General features: G+C 42.4%; 9 protein-coding genes. 7 read left to right on the top strand and 2 right to left on the bottom strand.

From position 1 onward, the window contains the following. Nucleotides 1-470 precede the first annotated feature (470 nt). Nucleotides 471-2,147 carry an apolipoprotein N-acyltransferase gene (gene lnt / locus BLU80_RS14755; RefSeq protein WP_091399991.1) on the bottom strand — a complete coding sequence of 559 codons (1,677 nt, stop codon included), beginning with the start codon at nt 2,145-2,147 and terminating at the stop codon, nt 471-473. Between the two features lie 38 nt (nt 2,148-2,185). Then, complete coding sequence (locus tag BLU80_RS14760) at nt 2,186-5,062, bottom strand: T9SS type A sorting domain-containing protein (protein ID WP_170831252.1); 2,877 nt, start codon at nt 5,060-5,062, stop codon at nt 2,186-2,188. A gap of 863 nt (nt 5,063-5,925) precedes the next feature. Here BLU80_RS14760 and BLU80_RS14770 point away from each other — a divergent pair. From BLU80_RS14770 to BLU80_RS14800, 7 genes are all read left to right on the top strand, one after another. Beyond that, nucleotides 5,926-6,486: an RNA polymerase sigma factor gene (locus BLU80_RS14770; RefSeq protein ID WP_091399999.1), complete on the top strand. Its 561-nt coding sequence runs from the start codon at nt 5,926-5,928 to the stop codon at nt 6,484-6,486. A 68-nt stretch (nt 6,487-6,554) separates the two neighbouring features. Beyond that, the gene (locus BLU80_RS14775) at nt 6,555-8,876 is read left to right on the top strand and encodes a GH92 family glycosyl hydrolase (protein ID WP_091400001.1); all 2,322 of its coding nucleotides are present in this window, start codon (nt 6,555-6,557) and stop codon (nt 8,874-8,876) included. A 359-nt stretch (nt 8,877-9,235) separates the two neighbouring features. Further along, the gene (locus BLU80_RS14780; protein ID WP_244518953.1) at nt 9,236-10,969 is read left to right on the top strand and encodes a RagB/SusD family nutrient uptake outer membrane protein; all 1,734 of its coding nucleotides are present in this window, start codon (nt 9,236-9,238) and stop codon (nt 10,967-10,969) included. A 38-nt stretch (nt 10,970-11,007) separates the two neighbouring features. Beyond that, a complete protein-coding gene (locus BLU80_RS14785; RefSeq protein ID WP_091400005.1) occupies nt 11,008-11,448 on the top strand; it encodes a DUF5004 domain-containing protein in 441 nt (146 codons plus the stop codon). Nucleotides 11,449-11,458: 10 nt separating this feature from the next. After that, entirely contained in the window at nt 11,459-12,448 is a 990-nt protein-coding gene (locus tag BLU80_RS14790; protein WP_091400007.1) for a DUF4961 domain-containing protein, read from the top strand. Nucleotides 12,449-13,219: 771 nt separating this feature from the next. Further along, on the top strand, nt 13,220-15,844 hold the full coding sequence (locus tag BLU80_RS14795) for a SusC/RagA family TonB-linked outer membrane protein (RefSeq protein WP_394331869.1): 2,625 nt from the start codon (nt 13,220-13,222) through the stop codon (nt 15,842-15,844). Nucleotides 15,845-15,847: 3 nt separating this feature from the next. Beyond that, a complete protein-coding gene (locus BLU80_RS14800; protein WP_170831253.1) occupies nt 15,848-17,617 on the top strand; it encodes a RagB/SusD family nutrient uptake outer membrane protein in 1,770 nt (589 codons plus the stop codon). Nucleotides 17,618-17,665: the final 48 nt, after the last annotated feature.

Raw genomic sequence — 17,665 nt, forward strand, 5'->3', positions numbered from 1 at the left:
GGTCCTGGAAGGAAGTTTTGGCAATGAGAAAAATCACTATCATTTAAATAAAATCAAAGCCAGGAACCAGTCTACCGAGACCTGCTGGATCTTCTTTGGCATCCTTACAGCAAACGCATCCATTATCAGCAAAAGAATGCAACAGGCCGCACAGATTAAAAGCACAGCGGCCTAGAATTAACACGCTTATCTTATCCAACCGGGCTAAATAACAGCTCCGATGGTCTTGCTATGTCCCGTCTACAAAAAATCCTCTCTTTAATTCCGTTTTATGGAAAAAAGAGAGGATTTATTAGTTTAATATTTAATATGTGGCAACTCCTTTTAAGAGTTTACAGGAACACCCTACGTATATATTTAAATCCAGCGTCTAGTGTTAGATTGTTTAGCGCTGGTCATCTTTGCTGTACTTATAAATGGTGGCTGGCTCTTTATGGAAGGGAAGCCTTATTTTAACCATTAGCCGTCCGCTATATGCCTTTTTTAATGGCAGTAAAGGGAATACATAGCACTGTAAGTAATAGCAAGGCATAAAAATATAAGGGCAGGTGGGGGTATCTACTGATAAAGGGTTTGATTTGATTGGGAGACACGTCTACTTGATAGACCCTGGGGGCCGCACTCTTTTGCTTTAGCTGGATAGCGCCGGATGCCTGAATCAGGCCGCAATAGCCCATATTGCTATTAATGGCTAAATCTTTTCTACAGCTAACGGCTCTAAGTCTTGCATGGTAAAAATGCATAGGCATTAAATAGGTATGACTAAACCACCCGTCGTTGCTTAAATTACATAAAAACTGAGCACCCTTTTGGACAGCTTTGTATGCCAGTTTGGGATCAGTGGACTCATTGCAAATAAGAATGCCTGCCTGGCCATAGGGTGTAGGTAACGGGCTATTTTCTTTGCTGCTGACAGCCATAAAGCCATCGCTGCTTCTAAAGGGCATAGCAAGTCCTAAAAACGAGTCTTCAATGACCGATAATAATGTCTGTTTGTCATATCTGCCAATTACCTGTGCATCTGGCAATATGCTATAGACTGAATTATGGACAATACGCATATCAGCAGTGGCTGTATTGATGCCAAGTAAATGGGTAATATGCGCTGAAGCTGTGTTTTGTAATATTGCATTAACCAGGTCGTCATTTTTGCTGTAGGTCCAGGGAATAGCAGATTCTGACCAAAGGGCCAGACCTGGTTTTGCCTGCGCGGCTTTTTTACTTAAATCTAATAACCGCTGCGCCAGGGCATTGCCCGTATGGTCATCCCATTTTGTTGCAGGGGAGATATTTTCTGACAGTAGCGCAATTTTAATGACCGGTGTAACGGCACGCTTATTAACGGCTTGCAGCATACCATAACCTATACAAAAATAAAGAAAAATATTGCCCAGTGATAACAGGCCCAATTGCCAGCTTTTATTCAGTAAGCATTCAGCCAATAGAAAATTTATCAGAATTACCATAAATGATAATCCGCTTTGCCCCGTTAAAGAGGTAGGCTGAATCAAATAAATATTTTTAGCAAGCGGCAAGCCAGCGATAAAATTAAACCAGGGAAACCCTGAGCTCACACTACAAAGCGCTGATTCCCAAAGGCAATACAGGCTGGCTACGGCTAAGGCATTCAAAAAAACGAACCGTAGGTTTTTATCTGTTCCGGTAGTTCTCCGTCTTAATACCACCAGGCTTATAGTGGCTACGAGTAAAGCGAAGCTTATTGCAAGAATAACCGTTGACAGCAGATACGCTATCCAGCCATAAAGACTACTATTGCCTGTAAAGCGCGCAGCCCCGGCTACCATCCAGTTAAAAAGGCATAATCCTATAACAGCGCCAAACAAGGCGCCCGTTTTTGCGCCTTGACAGGCAGCTGTTTTATAATCTTGCTTTGCTTTTTTGCGATTAGCCGGTAGCAGTTGTCCACCTTTAAGTACGGCGATAAATAAGGGGGCAAATGCCCCCCATATAAATACCTGATTTAACTGACTAAAGCTGTAAGCAGTGAGCAAGCCTGATAGTACAGTAAGACCTGTGACCGGATGACTAAGATTATAAGGCTTTGCCCGTCCAGCACTTTGCCCATATTGTTCGGGTTTCGTTTGCTGCCCCCTTAAACCGGGTTTATGGCTACTTTGTCTAGTCATCAGTCATTCATTAAAAATATGTTATTGTATACATCAGGTTAGGGCACGATTAGTTTAACTGCCTGACGTACATTATCTGCCGATACTGCTAAAAAGTAAATGCCACTGCTTGGGTAATGATCTAATTGGTAATACCCATTCGCGTTTACAGTTAATCTTTTTTGCTCCAGTATGCTTCCAGACATATTTATTAAGCGAACGTTAAATGAGGTGCCGGTGTAATTTTTTAAGGAAAACCGGATGGCGTCTTTGGCGGGGTTAGGACTGACCAGCAACCGGATGGCATTATCCTCCAACAAACCCATTCGTATTGACCGAACCTGCGATTTAGTTACGGCTATGCCCTCATGATAACTTAGCCGGTAATAATTAAGGCCGCTGGCGGGCGCCTTATCCACAAATTGATAAGTAGCAGTAGCAGAACTACGGTCTGCTGCCATAACACTACCTATGGAAACAAAGTTTTTATTATCCGTGCTTCTTTCAATGATGAACGTCTCATTCGCTGTATTTTGAGCCATTTGCCAGCTTAGTTTTACATTTGATGCACCATATTTTTGCGCCTTGAAATACGTTAGTCCAACGGGAAGTGCGGCAGAGGTATTTACCTGAACGGCATCTGTATAACGAAGCTGGTTGTCCATATTATAAATACCAACCCTATAGTAGTTAAGACCGGTCGCTGGAGTTAGATCTGTGGCTTCATAATGGGCCAGACGGGTCGAGTCTGTACCCGGAACGGACGTAAAAGTGGACCAGTTGATCCCATCTGTGCTGCGCTGAAGATCAAAAGATAAATTGGTTGAGGTGGCAGTAGTCCAGTTTAACGCCACCGTTGAATGAACCAACTGTCCGGTGAGGCTTACCAGTGAATCGGGGGAAGACAGATTGGAGTAAGGGGAGAGCGCTAATAGTTTTGCCCTGGCATATATGGGTAAGTAGGTGGATTTTACGGCCATCTGCATCGCCACAGAGCCTGAACTTCCATTGGATTCATTGACAAATGGATAAACAGAGTAAGTGAAAGTATAATAGCCGTCTTTTGGACTGGGGTCCAAATGACCTTCATAAGCCAATATGCCTTCCTGTGCAGGGATATTATAAATGACCGTTTTATTCCCCCAAGGGCCATATGGTGTAGGGGCAAACCAGGCATCGATCTCGTTGCTTAGATTAGGTACCCCTGACATCACATAGTTGCCTCGTGCTAACTTAAGCACATTACCTGCAGCTACGCCTGCTACTATTTGTTTAGCCTGGCTGTAATCAGTAGACCAGCTGTCATCTGTCTGTAAGTATTCCCAGGGAGTCTGTGAATCAAATTGTCCAATGGGCACTCTGGCTACAATGGTATGCATTTCATAGGTGCCGCTGGACTGCCCAAAATAGATATAATTATATAAGCTGTCGCTTATTATACAATTAGGGCTCACGTCTATGGTGGCTGGTAGTTTGGTTAATCCTGTCGGCGTTAAGTCTGGCAGAGAAAGTGTTCCTACATAACTATTACCCGTATAGTTGCCGCCACTGATTTCTATTAATAAAACCTTTAAGCTGCCATTTTCAATAATGCCGCCACTTTGCCAAAATAGGTTACCATTGCCTGGACTAAAAAGGGAAGTGCTATTAGGGGCTGTGCCTCCATATATGGATTGAAGCTGATTATTTTCTTGTTTTACAATTAAATTATTGATAATATGGCCTGAACTGATAACGTTCGTATTGGGGTTAATATCTCCCATGAAGGAGTCGTTATATACCCAGGCCACAGATCCGTCTGGCAGCAGCACCGGATTATTATTGTCTCCGGATAGCCAGCCATAGGTTTCATTGAAATTATTTTGCCAGTTATAGGTTTGTTGCACATCAATATTGGGGTTTGTTTTTTGATTAATCAGCTCAATATCATCCAGGTAATAAGTAGCCGTGGAATTAAACTGAAACTTTATATTTAACTGATTTTCTGTTATATGAAAAGCATATTGATACATTTGCCAACCGTTGCTGTTGTCATCAAACCTGTCATAAATTTGATAATGATTGGTAACACTTGTCGTATTGGTACTTAAATTAAGGTCTAGCTGGGCATTTCGGGTATCACTGATGGCCCAGAATCTGAGAATATATATTCCGGTATCTTGTAATGTTACAGGAGCCGCTTCCAGGGAAACACTGTTCGCGTTACCAGGGTTGGTTACCTGGACGGCCAAGGCCTTAGCTCCTGTGTGGTACTGTAAATCAGTTTGTGTAATGGCTATAGAAGCTGCGCTGCCGGCACCTATAGTGGAGCTCCAGTTATTTAGATCGTTTTCAAAACCTCCATTTGTAAGTAAGGCGGCAGGTGCAGCCTTAAATGCCGTTCCTGTTGTTGTAAGAGCGGGCAGGGTAGAAGGCGGATCGCCTGCGCTGGATTTAAAGTAATAGGTTGTTCCAGCAAGGATTTGCTCTGTTGGCTTTATACACCATTCGTATTCTCTTTTGGTATCATCTAAGACGGTATCTGTTAGCTGGTCTTGACGGGTAATGATGATGCCTGGCACAAAACTTTGGCTGGTTCCCGTCATTTGCTCCGTCGTTGGATCGCCATGCGATATATAGGCATTATCACCTCCCAGGACAAAAGCATTAATGGCAGAATTATCGGTAATGGTATACCATGGCCCGTCAGTAGAAGTAGCATACTTCAGCGTATGGTCCATGGTTTTGGTATCTCCTGTAGTATTGGCAAATTCTATGCGAAGCCTAATGGCCTTATAATCACTAATACTGACAGCGTTATCCTGGTCAGCCTTCCAGGTAGCGCTGGCCTCAGATCCGTCATTATTATGCCAGCGCCAGTGAGTTTGCGTTAGATTGGCAAAGCTGTAATGAATAGAAATTAAAATAAGTACAATGCAAAGCAGGAACTTTTTCATGGATAATCCAGGTTTTGAAAGTTGATAATAGCGCATCGGTAGCAGGCTTAATAGATATAAGGTTACAGTTTAAGTTGGGGCGGCTCGGAAAATAGCGCTTGAATTGAATATGAAATGCACCGATGCTATTTATACAAGGACACATCTTATACTGTCTACCGCCATTTAGCCCCGGTTATTTTTTTTCGTTTTTTTTAAACAGCCGTTTATAATTGGAAGCAAATTCTGTTTTTCCTGGGTTTGTTTTTGCCTTGCTGAATCCGTGGGAGGCGAGGGGATAAGCCTGGTTACATGTCTTGGACAAATATCTGAAAATTTAATGAAGGATGATCAACCGTTGCCATTTGTGCATCTGACATATTGCCTGGCTAAAAGTGTCACGGTGGGATGTTGTAATTGTTGGAAGTCTGCTAGCCCGTTCTGGTACCTAATGATCGAAGCAGGATTAATTGGCTGGATTTTACTTGGTTTTTTTCATTGGCTTTTAATCGATGTTGACGTTGATATTAATTGGCAGATAATGGCCTGGTCGTGATAAATTTGCAGCCAAATTTTCAGATGCTGCCTGGAACATTCCCCATATTATCAGAGGCAAAAAGCTCAATCGGAAATTTTCAATTATTTTTCTATCTAACTCGCTTTATGTTAACAAAATAAAAAATAAATTTAAAAATTTTTAGATAAATTGTTTGCTAAATCGATTTAATGGCCTAATATTGTTCAGGCTTTCAATAATACCATCAGGATCTGATAAAATAATCAAGGTAAATTAACAATACTTTTATAAAGCAAATGATTAATATTTGCACCATATTTTCTTAAAATAATAAAACTTTTGCTTTCACTAACTAAATGTCTAAGTAATGAACACTTTTAAGATATGTACGGATTTGGAACTGTTTGATGCATTCAAAACAGGCGACAATTTGGCTTTTGAACAAATTTATAACCGGTATTGGAATAGTTTGCTTAGTGAAGCTTACCGGCTTACCGGCTCCAAGGCATTATCCAAAGACCTGGTACAGGATATATTTGTGGCGATTTATCAGAAGGCTGCCAGAATTGAAATTAAATATTCTTTTAAAGCTTATTTATTTCAGACGCTCAGATATAAAATTATTAATGCCAGAAGAGATTATTTAATCCATGACCATTGTCATCAGGATATCTATTATAGATCGATAAGCGAAAACGTTTTTCCAAGTCCGCTTGAAACCAAAGAATTACATCAACATGTCAGGTCTGCCGTCGCAGAGCTTCCCAAAAAATGTAAGCAAGTATTTTTATTAAGCAGGGAGGAGCAGTATTCACATAAGGCTATATCCAGACAACTAAATATTTCTACTTCTACCGTAGAAAAGCATATCGTTAAGGCCCTTAAGATTTTGAAAGTCAAACTTAATTACCAGCAGATCAGATGCTAGTGATTGACCATACTGCCGACTATTACGGATCCTTAAAAAAATGAATCATCTACAATACGTACTCTGTCATGAAGTCTTTATCCTTATTTAGATATACCGGTTTATTATTTGCATGTGTACTGCTGGGCATGATATGTAGCTCCGTATATGCGCAACAGACAGAAGCTGATTTAGTGCAATATGTCAATACCCTGCAGGGGACTGCCTCCAGCCCCGGATATTCTACTGGCAATGTCTACCCAACGGTAGCCCTGCCTTTTGGGGTTAATTTTTGGTCTCCACAAACCGGCCATAACGGGGATGGCTGGAAATACCGGTACGATGAGCTGTCTATCAGGGGATTTGGACAGACACATCAGTGTAGTCCCTGGATGAACGATTATGGTGTTTTTACCTTGATGCCCATAACGGGGCAGTTGATTGTAAATGAAGATAAAAGAGCCAGCAGCTTTACCCACAAAAATGAAAAAGCTGCTCCAGATAGTTATGAGGTTCGTTTTGATAATGGTATAAAAGCTGGCGTTACGCCTACTGAAAGAGGAGCTGTATTTCAGTTTGATTACCCTAAAAATAACCAGGCCTATCTTTTACTAGACGGGTATACGGGTTTAAGCGATTTTCATATAGATCAAAAAAGAAAAGAAATTACAGGCTTTGTGAGAAACGGTCTATTTATCCCGGGCAATTTTAAAAATTACGTGGTTGTACGTTTTAATGTACCCTTTGAATCCTTTGGTAGTTGGGACGGTAAAACGGGCGAAATAACAAAGGGCGCCCTTCAGGTCAATGGGGAGAAAAAAGGTCTTTTTTTAGGTTTTAAAAAGGGAACAAAACTGGAAGTAAAAGTTGCTTCTTCCTATATCAGCCTGGACCAGGCTAAGTTAAATCTGGACAGAGAGATCGGTGTCCAATCCTTTCAGCAAATTAAAAAAGAGGCGCATAAAATCTGGAATGAAAAGCTGGGGCAAATTGAGGTCAAGGGCAAAAGTGAGCCAGATTTGCAGACCTTTTATAGTTGTTTATTCAGATCCAGTCTTTTTCCCTGCAAGTTCTATGACCTGGACGCTAAGGGAAATCCTTATTATTACAGTCCAAACGACGGAAAGCTTCATCAGGGGTATTTTTATACGGACGACGGTTACTGGGATACCTTCCGGGCGAAATTTCCGCTCTATAATATTTTGCAACCTACGATGCAGGGCCGTTATATGAAGGCCATTTTAGCCGTCAAAAGAGAATGTGGCTGGTTGCCGTCCTGGTCTTTCCCGGGAGAAACGGGTGGCGTAATGATTGGCAATCACGCTATTTCTGTTTTAACGGACGCCTGGATGAAAGGCATTCACAGTTTTAACCCGGATACTGCACTGGCCTATTATCTGCACGAGGTCAGCGGTTCCGCTCCTGACGGCAGGTATGGTAGAAAAGAATCTGCCGATTATTTTAAACTGGGTTTTGTGCCTTATAAGTCTGGCGAAGTAGGGTCTACGGCAAAAACCTTGGAATATTGTTATGATGATTTTTGTGCCTACCAACTGGCAAAAGCAACAGGTAACCGTTTTTATGAACAGATTTTTGCCCGTCAACTCTATAACTATAAAAAGGTCTTTAACCCTGCCACTGGTTTTATGGAAGGCAGAGATAGTCTGGGCAGGTTTGATCCAGATTTTAATCCGTTTAGCTGGGGTGGACCTTTTGTGGAAGGTAATAGCTGGCATTATAGCTGGTCTGTTTTTCATGATGTGGCAGGGCTGATTCAGTTAATGGGCGGCAATAAAGCCTTTATTCAAAAAATAGACCATTTATTTAATGGGCCAGATAGCATTATTGTGGGTAGTTATAGAGATACCATCCATGAAATGCGGGAAATGGTGACAGCTAAAATGGGACAGTATGCCCAGGGCAATGAACCTATTGAACATTTACCTTATTTATATAGCTATGCTGGTGCACCCTGGAAAACACAGCTGCATGTGAGAGCTATTATGCGAAAGCTCTTTAATGCAGGTCCCGAGGGCTATCCCGGAGATGAAGATCAGGGCCAGATGTCTGCCTGGTATGTGTTAAATGCGCTGGGATTATATAGTGTGTGTCCAGGGACTAGCCAGTATGTAATTGGCAGCCCTTTATTTGATAAGGCCACGATTCATCTGGAAAATGGCCATGATTTTATCATTGAGACCCACCATAACAGTGCTGAGAATATTTATATCCAGTCTGCCTTGCTTAATGGAGAACCTTTTACAGCGAATTATCTGGATTACAACACACTTATGGAAGGAGGGACCCTGGTTTTTGAAATGGGGCCGCTGCCAAATAAACAAAGAGGAACTGGCACACAGGATTTGCCATATTCTTTGTCAGACCTTAAGCCGCAGGTGGAGAAAAAGTAGATGATCCAATACTTGTAGGGCAATATCAGACAGGTCTTGCAAAAAAATGATAAAAATATAATGGCGGCAATCTATAATAAATGTGTCCTTATTTTAATAACTGAAGTCTGATTAAAAAGAAAAATCAGGTAAGCAGTAAGCTGCACCGGTCCAACGAAAGGAAAGTTGAGAAAAGTAAGTGACAATTATATATAAGATTTTGAGAATCTTATTGGCTTGTAACGGTTTATGGAATTTATGGGTTGCAAACGTAATGGATATTTTAAAAGGAGGAGTAAAAAGCCAATCCTCAAGGAACTAACTGATGAATTTTTAATATTTATAGGTTCATAATAATAACGAATATGAAAAGACAGTGCATGTATAGGATTTTATCCATTGTCGGCTTTTTGGTGATCTTTCAAGCCTGTCAGAAATCCGGATTCCTGGACCAAACGACAACAACGAGTCTGAACGAGGAGTCTACATTTTCTGACAGCGCCAATGCGATGGCCTTTTTAAATAATATTTATTCCAATATGGGCTTCGCCAGTGATCCTAAACGCTTTAATGGAGGAAGCTACGCAGCAGGCCTGGAGGCGAGCTGTGACGAGGCAGAAGGGCCCAACGCCTCTAGTTCCAATGGATTTATTCAATTTGCTACCGGAACGGTCAACCCGACAGTGGTGCCGGATGACGCCTGGCGGGCATCTTATAATAATATTCGGGCCGCCAATCAGTTTTTAAAGCATCTACCGGTGATTCCATTTTCTAATTCCCTGAAACAAACCAGTAAGGCAGAAGCACATTTTTTAAGAGGCTGGTATTATTTTATGCTGCTGGAACATTATGGCGGGGTTCCCATTATTGGCGATTCCATTTATACCACTGAAGATCAAATGCCCCAAACCAGAAATGCTTTTAGCAGTGTTGTGAATTACATCCTTGATGAATGCGATTCAGCGGCGGCTTATTTACCGGTAACCCAAACGGGTTCAAATTACGGCAGGGCCAGTAAAGGGGCAGCATTAGCTTTAAAATCCAGACTTCTATTATATGCAGCCAGCCCTTTATTTAATGATGGTGGCATAGCTAAGGGGATAGATGGCCTGGATTCTATTGTGGCATATCCCGATACGGATCCTACCCGTTGGGCTAAGGCGGCTGAAGCCGCTAGAAATGTAATTGCATTAAATGCCTACTCGCTTTATGTAGATTCCACTACGGTTTCCGGGCAGCTTGGGTATGGATTTATGGATCTGTTTACCAAACGCTATAATACAGAGTATATTCTGGCGCATATGATGGAGAGTAATAAGTATCTGGAATCTTTATGGGACGTTCCCTCCAGAGGTGGGTCTGGCGGTCCGGTTCCATATCAGGAAATGGTGGATGCTTTTCCGATGGCTAATGGATTGCCGATTACGGATCCTAATTCTGGATATGACCCTCAAAATCCATATAAAAATAGAGATCCAAGATTAGATTACAGCATTATCCATGATTCCACACTTCGTATTACCTATGGTGCCAACCAGCCCACACCGGTTACCTTATACTGGAATACGAAAGTATCTCCCGCGGTGGCTGCCAGTGGCGACGCTGTTCACAAGGGCACTGCAACCGGATATTATATATTCAAAATGATAGATCCAGATATAATCAATAATGGCATTGGTACATCGCCGCGCTGTTTACCGCTGATTCGGTATGCAGAAATACTGCTGAATTACGCAGAGGCCCAAAATGAATCAGTCGGTCCGGATAATTCGGTTTATCAGGCAATTGAAGCAATTAGGCAAAGGGCAGGTCTCCGGCCTTACACCTTGCCAGAGGGCATGGATCAAGGCCAGATGCGGGAGGCCATTAGAAGGGAAAGGCGTGTGGAACTGGCTTTTGAAGGTTTCAGGTTCTTTGATGTACGCAGATGGATGATTGCGGACTCTACCGATAATCAGATGATGCACGGAATGGAGGTAGACAGAGGCACAACGGTAAGTTATAACGAGTTCAATGTCCGTAAACACAATTTTAAAAAAGCAATGTATCTGTGGCCCTTACCCTTGTCTGAGATTTCTAAACTCCCCGGTTTAAAACAAAATCCACTTTATTAAAAACATTAGGCCCATAACTAATAAAGAAATCATGTATTATGAAAAGAAACTATTTATTATACCTGTTGCTTTTTTTGCTGGCAGGCTCCATTTTGGGGCTGGCCTGCAAAAGGGAAGTCAATATAGTGCCTAAAGAGGCCAGTAAAACATTAAATGGCAGTTGGCAAATCGTAAAAGCCACCAGAAACGGTACTGATCTGACGGACCGGTTTGATTTTTCAAAGTTCAGGATTGTCTTTAAGGATAGTAGTTATACTTTGGAAAATCCTGTTCCGTTCCCGGTATCAGATAATGGATCTTTTTACCTGGATGATCCTAAATATCCCTTTAAAATTAACCTGGAGCAGACGGGTGGTAATAATCAGGCGCTGGATATGCAATTTCCAATTACTGGTGGAGTCCGAAGTATTATCATCGATTTTTCTCCGGGATGTTCTGAGAATACTTATGAATACACCCTTCAACAAGTAAAACAGTAAAACCAAGATAATGCAATTAATTCAGCAAATTAAAACCGCTAAATGGTGGAAAGTAACCTTACTGATGGCGCTCACCGTGCTGATCATTATCAGCTGTAGTACTTCCATTGACAGCATAGATATGCCAGATAGCGTCAATGCAGGAGAGAGCTTCACATCGACCATTCACGTTACCATACAGACCAATGACAGTCGTAGTAATACTAAATTTATGGTGGCTTTATTAGTGCCTAAAGTGTGGAATGTTACTAAAAACTCCAAAATTACCTTTACCAGCAGTATTACTACAGGCACCCAGACCATGAGTGCCATTGCGACCGGTACAGCTGCGCCACAAGCGAACGGCAGTGACTGGCCCACTATTTTAGCAGCTAAAATTGGGCACGGTGGCAATCTGCTGGCAGGCTGGGAGTGGGTGGCTTTTTACTCTGACAAAGCTTATGATGTTAATTCCAACGATAATATTACCGTTACCATTACTGTAAATACAAAGGTCAGCAGTGATAACCTGTCTTTCAAACTGGGCTATGTCGTAGCCAATAGTTCTGACGGGCTCTCTGACGCCCAATATTATGCCTCTTCATTCCCGGGTTGCTTCCGGGTTTTTGGAGACGGGGATTTAATGGATTATTGTAATCCTCAGTTAGGAACGGTAGATCCGCTTGATGCCCTGGATAACGATATCATTACTTTGGGTTTTGATGCGGGCGTGATTGATACGGGCCTCTCGGATGCAGATGAAGTATATCTCTGCTTAAAAGGGGTAACTGCTACCGGAGACACCCTGGACTTTTGTGGCCAGACGGGCCAGACCAGACTTAGTACTTATGCACTCAAAAAATGGCGCATCGATATCTGGCCCCGTGGTTTTTTCCAATTAACTAAAGACCAGGAGTTAAGCAGTCTTGTCTATTATTTTACAGATAAGACGGGTCAGGTAGTTGTTGGAAAGGACGGGACCCCCGCTGTACCATTTACTTACACGTTTAAATGTCAGTAATATTTAAAGGAGCGGCCCATTATGGAGCTCACTGACTTTAAAGTGATATATATACATCCAATAAATGTCTGACAAACTATTCGGGTAACAACCAGACAATCATCTTGAATCTAATTTATTATGTATAAACAGTATTTTCGGTTTTCTATAAATAGATTTTTAACTAAAAAGGCCATAACAACCTCATTTGTTGTACTGGTGATTTTGGGCAGTTCACCGCTGGTAACCAAGGCGCAACCAGAACTGACTGCCCAAAACAATAAAAATAGTATTGCCAGTACAGATCAGAGAACCGGTAAGGTAACAGATGCTTATAACAAACCTTTGCCCGGTGTTGTTATTAAAACATTGAACGGCCAGGCCTTAGGTGTGACAGATGAAACAGGAGCATTCTACCTGGAGATGACCCCGGAAATGGGAAAGGGGGGTAAGTTAGTTTTTTCTCTTAGGGGATATCAGCAGCAGGTAGTCACGCTTAACAAAACTCAAGGCAATCTGATTCGACTGGAATTGAGCTTTTTACCTGGAAGTAACATACAAAATGGGGAGAAGCAAGCAATCACAGATACGAACCTGGTGGTCCTGGAAAGCGCTACTGCCCAGAAAGGAGAGATGGACGCATTGTATGGCGCTGTACCTGCCTATCGTTTTTTAGGGTCAGCGGCCACTACTACGCATAACGAGCTCAGTTATACCCCGGCTCCAGCATACAGCTACGCCTTACCTGGCAGGCTTGCCGGACTGAATGTGATACAAACCGAGGGCTTTTATATGCCATCATTAGCCGCACAGACTGATGTGGATATTTTTGTGGGTAATATCCCCAGTAATAGCAGCGGCACAGGGCCCACAGATAATAACCAGTTTACCATTCAGCTGCGCGGTCACAGTTCCTCTCAAGGGCAGTCTCCAGTCGTTATAATTGATGGCATTCAAAGAGAAATTTACTCACTGGACCCCGATCAGATTGAGTCTGTCACGGTATTAAAAGACGCCTTGTCTACCATATTGCTAGGGCAGAACAGCGCCAGGGGAGCCCTGGTGGTGAACACATTAAAGCCTAAGGCCGGACCGCCACGCATTGGATTTACGGCCCAAACAGCTATTCAACAGTCCTTACAACTACCGAAACCGTTGAGCGCTGCCAAATATGCTTATTTACTCAATGAAGCCTTGCTTAATGATGGTAAAAAGGCAGCTTATACGGACGCTGACTTTCAGGCCTACTTAACGGGTTCTGATCCATACGGGCACCCGGATGTGAACTGGTATGACGCCCTTATTAAAGATAACCCGCTCATGACACGCTACAACCTGAATATTACAGGGGGCGGCAAAAAGGCAAGCTATCTGGTGGATTTAGGCTATTTGGATCAAGATGGCATGTTTAAGGGATCAAACGATCATACCTATAAGACCAATACCAGTGAGAAGCGCTACAGTATCAATTCTAAAATTAATTTTGAGGTTAACAAGGATTTCAATCTTGGTCTGAACTTAATTGGCCGGATCATCGATAATAACCAGCCGGGCGTGGGTACTTCTACTATTTTAAGTAATTTACTAACAACACCTAATAATGCTTATCCTATTTATAACCCTGACGGTTCCTTTGGTGGGACTTCCAATTACACCAATAACCTGATGGCACAGGTATTGGAATCCGGGTATTTGACCGAGCAGGAAAGGGATATCATGGTAAATCTTGATATGCGTTATAAATTGGACAAATGGCTACCCGGTTGGTGGGTAAAATTAAATGGGAATGTTTCTGTTGAGTCCGCTAGCTTTATTAATCGCAGTAAACAAGTGCCGATCTTCCAGATGAGTTTGGGAGAAGACGGGGATACGACTTATAACCGGTTCGGAAGCACTGTGAATCAAAATAATACCTTTCAGTCGACTTCCTGGGCCAGATATTGGTACGCGCAAGCTTCTACAGGATATGATAAGACCATTGGTCTAAATAGCTTTGGCGCCAAGCTGTTTTATGACCAAAAACAAACGCTTTTTAATTTTGATCTGCCTGCCGTCCTTAGTAATTATGCCTTTCAGGGGAATTATAATTATGCCAGAAAATATTTTGTAGAAGGCGCGTTAAACTATAGCGGATACAGCCGCTATCAAAAGGGCCATCAATACGGACTATTTTACGCCGGAGGTCTTGGATGGGACCTGGCTCAGGAAAACTTCATTAAAAATAATGCACATTGGATTAACCAGTTAAAACTCAGGGGCACTTATGGCAGGACCGGTAATGCCAATGTGGATAAATACGGTTACTATATCTGGAATGCACATTTTGAGAATGTCAATCTTTCTTATCCTATTGGCAGTGAATACCCGGGGCCAATTGGTGTACAGGAAGGACAAACGCTGGCCAATGTTAATGCGACCTGGGAAAAGGCCGATAAACTAGATCTAGGACTGGATATAGACTTATTTAATCACCATTTGCAGGGAAGCTTTGATTACTATCATGAGAAGTATAGCGATATCATGCAAAACAGGGGCAAGAGTATTGCCTTAATCGGCCTTAACTATCCGGCAGAAAATATAGGCCGTGCATTATATAAAGGATTTGAAGGCAGTCTGACTTATCAGAATGCAGCCCATAATTTCAATTACTATATCACTGGTAATGCATCGCTTCAGTATACCAAGGTCTTGTTCATGGATGAGCAGCAGCAGCCATATCCCTGGAATGTACATACCGGCTTACCGGTTGGACAGCGATTTGGTTTGATTGCAGACGGATTTATAGCGTCTGCTGACGAGGCCGCAACCTATGCCACAATTCCTGGGTATACTTTAAGGGTAGGGGACGTGAAATATAAGGATCTCAATGGCGACGGGGTCATTGATCAGTTTGACGCGACAGCCCTTGGCAAAACCGGACCGTTACTGTACTATGGACTAAGTGCGGGATTTTCCATAAAAGGCTTTGAGTTTAATTTTTTAATCCAAGGGGTTCAAAACCGGGATATATACGTGGATAATTTAGTAATGGACGCTGGATTTCAGGGGCAGAATAATGGATATGGCCAGGCCTATGAGCAGATTCAAAACCGCTGGACGCCAGAAACAGCCGGGACTTCACAGGTTGTGTATCCTGCATTAAATGCAGGAGGGAACGGTTATAATTATAATCCGCTTTATTTATCCAGCTCACTTTTTTTACATAATGGGAATTATCTTAGGTTAAAAAATGTAGGGGTTGCGTATAACCTGCCTGCAGTATGGACGGAGCGTTTAAAACTAGGTAGTGTTAAAATATTTATCAATGCGCTGAATCTATGGACCTGGGCAGCTTATGACCAGGTGGATCCCGAGATTTCTTTACCTAGTTACCCTATGCAGCGCATAATTAATACAGGCATCAACATTAAACTTTAAGTCATGCAACTCATTACTGAATATACGAAAGGATTACATCGGCATTATAAATTAGGAAGCCTTGTGCTGATTTCTGCCATGCTGTTTTGTTCCTGCGCTAAGGACTATGAAAATGTTCCCTTAGGGCAACAACAGACCCTGGATCTGACTTTTGATACAAAAGACTCCGCAGGAACCTATGCGATTCGTTACCTGAATCAGGTGTATAGCGATGCCTTGGTAAATGGACATAACCGCGTCTCCGGAGATTATTTAGATGCAGCTACTGACGACGCTCTATCTTCATCCTCAAGTTTATCGGATGTTGAGAAAATTGCCAATGGTGCGTACACATCTACAAATACGAATGCAGATGACTGTTGGGCAAGCGCTTATGCTGCTATCCGGTCAGCCACTGTATTTATTGTGAATATAGATAGAGTTCCATTATTAGAGCAGCTTCCTGACGGCAGGCCTGCAAGGTCGGCCTATAAGGCGGAGGCCCGTTTTTTAAGGGCCTGGAGCTATTTTAGGTTAGTTCGACGTTATGGAGGGGTTCCTTTGTTAGGAGATCAGGTTTATCAATTAACGGACGATATGGAGCTGCCCAGAAGTTCTTTTGGGGATTGTATTGACTATATTGTCAGTCAACTAGACTTAGCTGCTGATTCTCTGCGTTCCCAGACCGAAGTAAATAGTACCAGTTATGGACGCATTACCAAAGAAGCGGCAATGGCTGTCAAGGCAAAGGTATTGCTTCTGGCTGCCAGTCCGCTGTATAATGGAGAGAATGTTGATCCTTCCAATAACTTGACGGGTTATGCCAGTTATGATAAAAATAGATGGCAATTGGCAGCAGACGCTGCTAAAAAGATCATTGATCTTGGATATTACGCATTAATGCCTTCCTTTAGTTCCGTCTTTTTAAACCAGAACCAACCTGTTGGTAGTAATACGGAGAATATATTCTGGAGGCAAGTAGGCAATAATCAAGATGTTGAAAAAAATAATGCCCCAATAGGCTATACGACGGCTGGTGGCAATGGGCGAACAAGCCCTTCTGAAAATCTGGTGGAAGCTTTCCCAATGATTAGTGGACTATCTATAAATGACAATGGTAGTGGGTACAATCAAAGTGATCCCTATGTTAATAGGGACCCTAGATTAGCTGCCACCGTATTTTTTGACGGTCAAAGCTGGATTAACCGGTACGTTGAACTTTTTGAAGGAGGACTGGATAGGCCAGGAGGCACTGTTCAGCAGACGAAGACTGGTTACTATATGCGTAAGTTTATGGGTGATTTTTCCAGTGTCTCTGGGAGCCAGTATTCCAACACTTTACATGACTGGGTGTATATCCGCTATGCCGGGATATTACTGGATTATGCGGAGGCCTTAAATGAACTAGGTGGCCCCTCATCCGATGTTTACCAGATTTTGTTTGACTTAAGGCATCGTGCAGGCATTGAGCCTGGTGATAACGGTTACTACGGATTGTCTACTTCTTTAGATCAGACCAGTATGCGGGCCGCTATTCATAATGAACGCCGAATAGAAATGGCCTTTGAAGAGCAGCGTTACTGGGATTTAAGACGCTGGAAGGAGGCTTCAACAGTTTATAGCCAACCTGTTTGGGGGATGGATATTCAGAAGACGGGCAGTGGCCAGCTATATTATAATCCGGAAATAGTATTTACCCCTTCATTTGACGCTTCAAAAATGTATTTCTATCCCATACCTTATAACGAAGTGGTGAAAGATGAGCAAATGATACAAAATCCTGGCTGGAAATAAGCAGCGGACTAGCACGAAAAAAATTATTACCACAGAATTTATAAATAT

Origin of the sequence: Arachidicoccus rhizosphaerae, assembly GCF_900107765.1 — a bacterium.
GTDB lineage: Bacteria > Bacteroidota > Bacteroidia > Chitinophagales > Chitinophagaceae > Arachidicoccus > Arachidicoccus rhizosphaerae.

What these genes read in the sequence shown, in the direction of transcription:
- lnt (WP_091399991.1), bottom strand. Translation starts at nt 2,147, where the DNA reads ATGACTAGACAAAGTAGCCATAAACCCGGTTTAAGGGGGCAGCAAACG.
- BLU80_RS14760 (WP_170831252.1), bottom strand. Translation starts at nt 5,062, where the DNA reads ATGAAAAAGTTCCTGCTTTGCATTGTACTTATTTTAATTTCTATTCAT.
- BLU80_RS14770 (WP_091399999.1), top strand. Translation starts at nt 5,926, where the DNA reads ATGAACACTTTTAAGATATGTACGGATTTGGAACTGTTTGATGCATTC.
- BLU80_RS14775 (WP_091400001.1), top strand. Translation starts at nt 6,555, where the DNA reads ATGAAGTCTTTATCCTTATTTAGATATACCGGTTTATTATTTGCATGT.
- BLU80_RS14780 (WP_244518953.1), top strand. Translation starts at nt 9,236, where the DNA reads ATGTATAGGATTTTATCCATTGTCGGCTTTTTGGTGATCTTTCAAGCC.
- BLU80_RS14785 (WP_091400005.1), top strand. Translation starts at nt 11,008, where the DNA reads ATGAAAAGAAACTATTTATTATACCTGTTGCTTTTTTTGCTGGCAGGC.
- BLU80_RS14790 (WP_091400007.1), top strand. Translation starts at nt 11,459, where the DNA reads ATGCAATTAATTCAGCAAATTAAAACCGCTAAATGGTGGAAAGTAACC.
- BLU80_RS14795 (WP_394331869.1), top strand. Translation starts at nt 13,220, where the DNA reads ATGCCATCATTAGCCGCACAGACTGATGTGGATATTTTTGTGGGTAAT.
- BLU80_RS14800 (WP_170831253.1), top strand. Translation starts at nt 15,848, where the DNA reads ATGCAACTCATTACTGAATATACGAAAGGATTACATCGGCATTATAAA.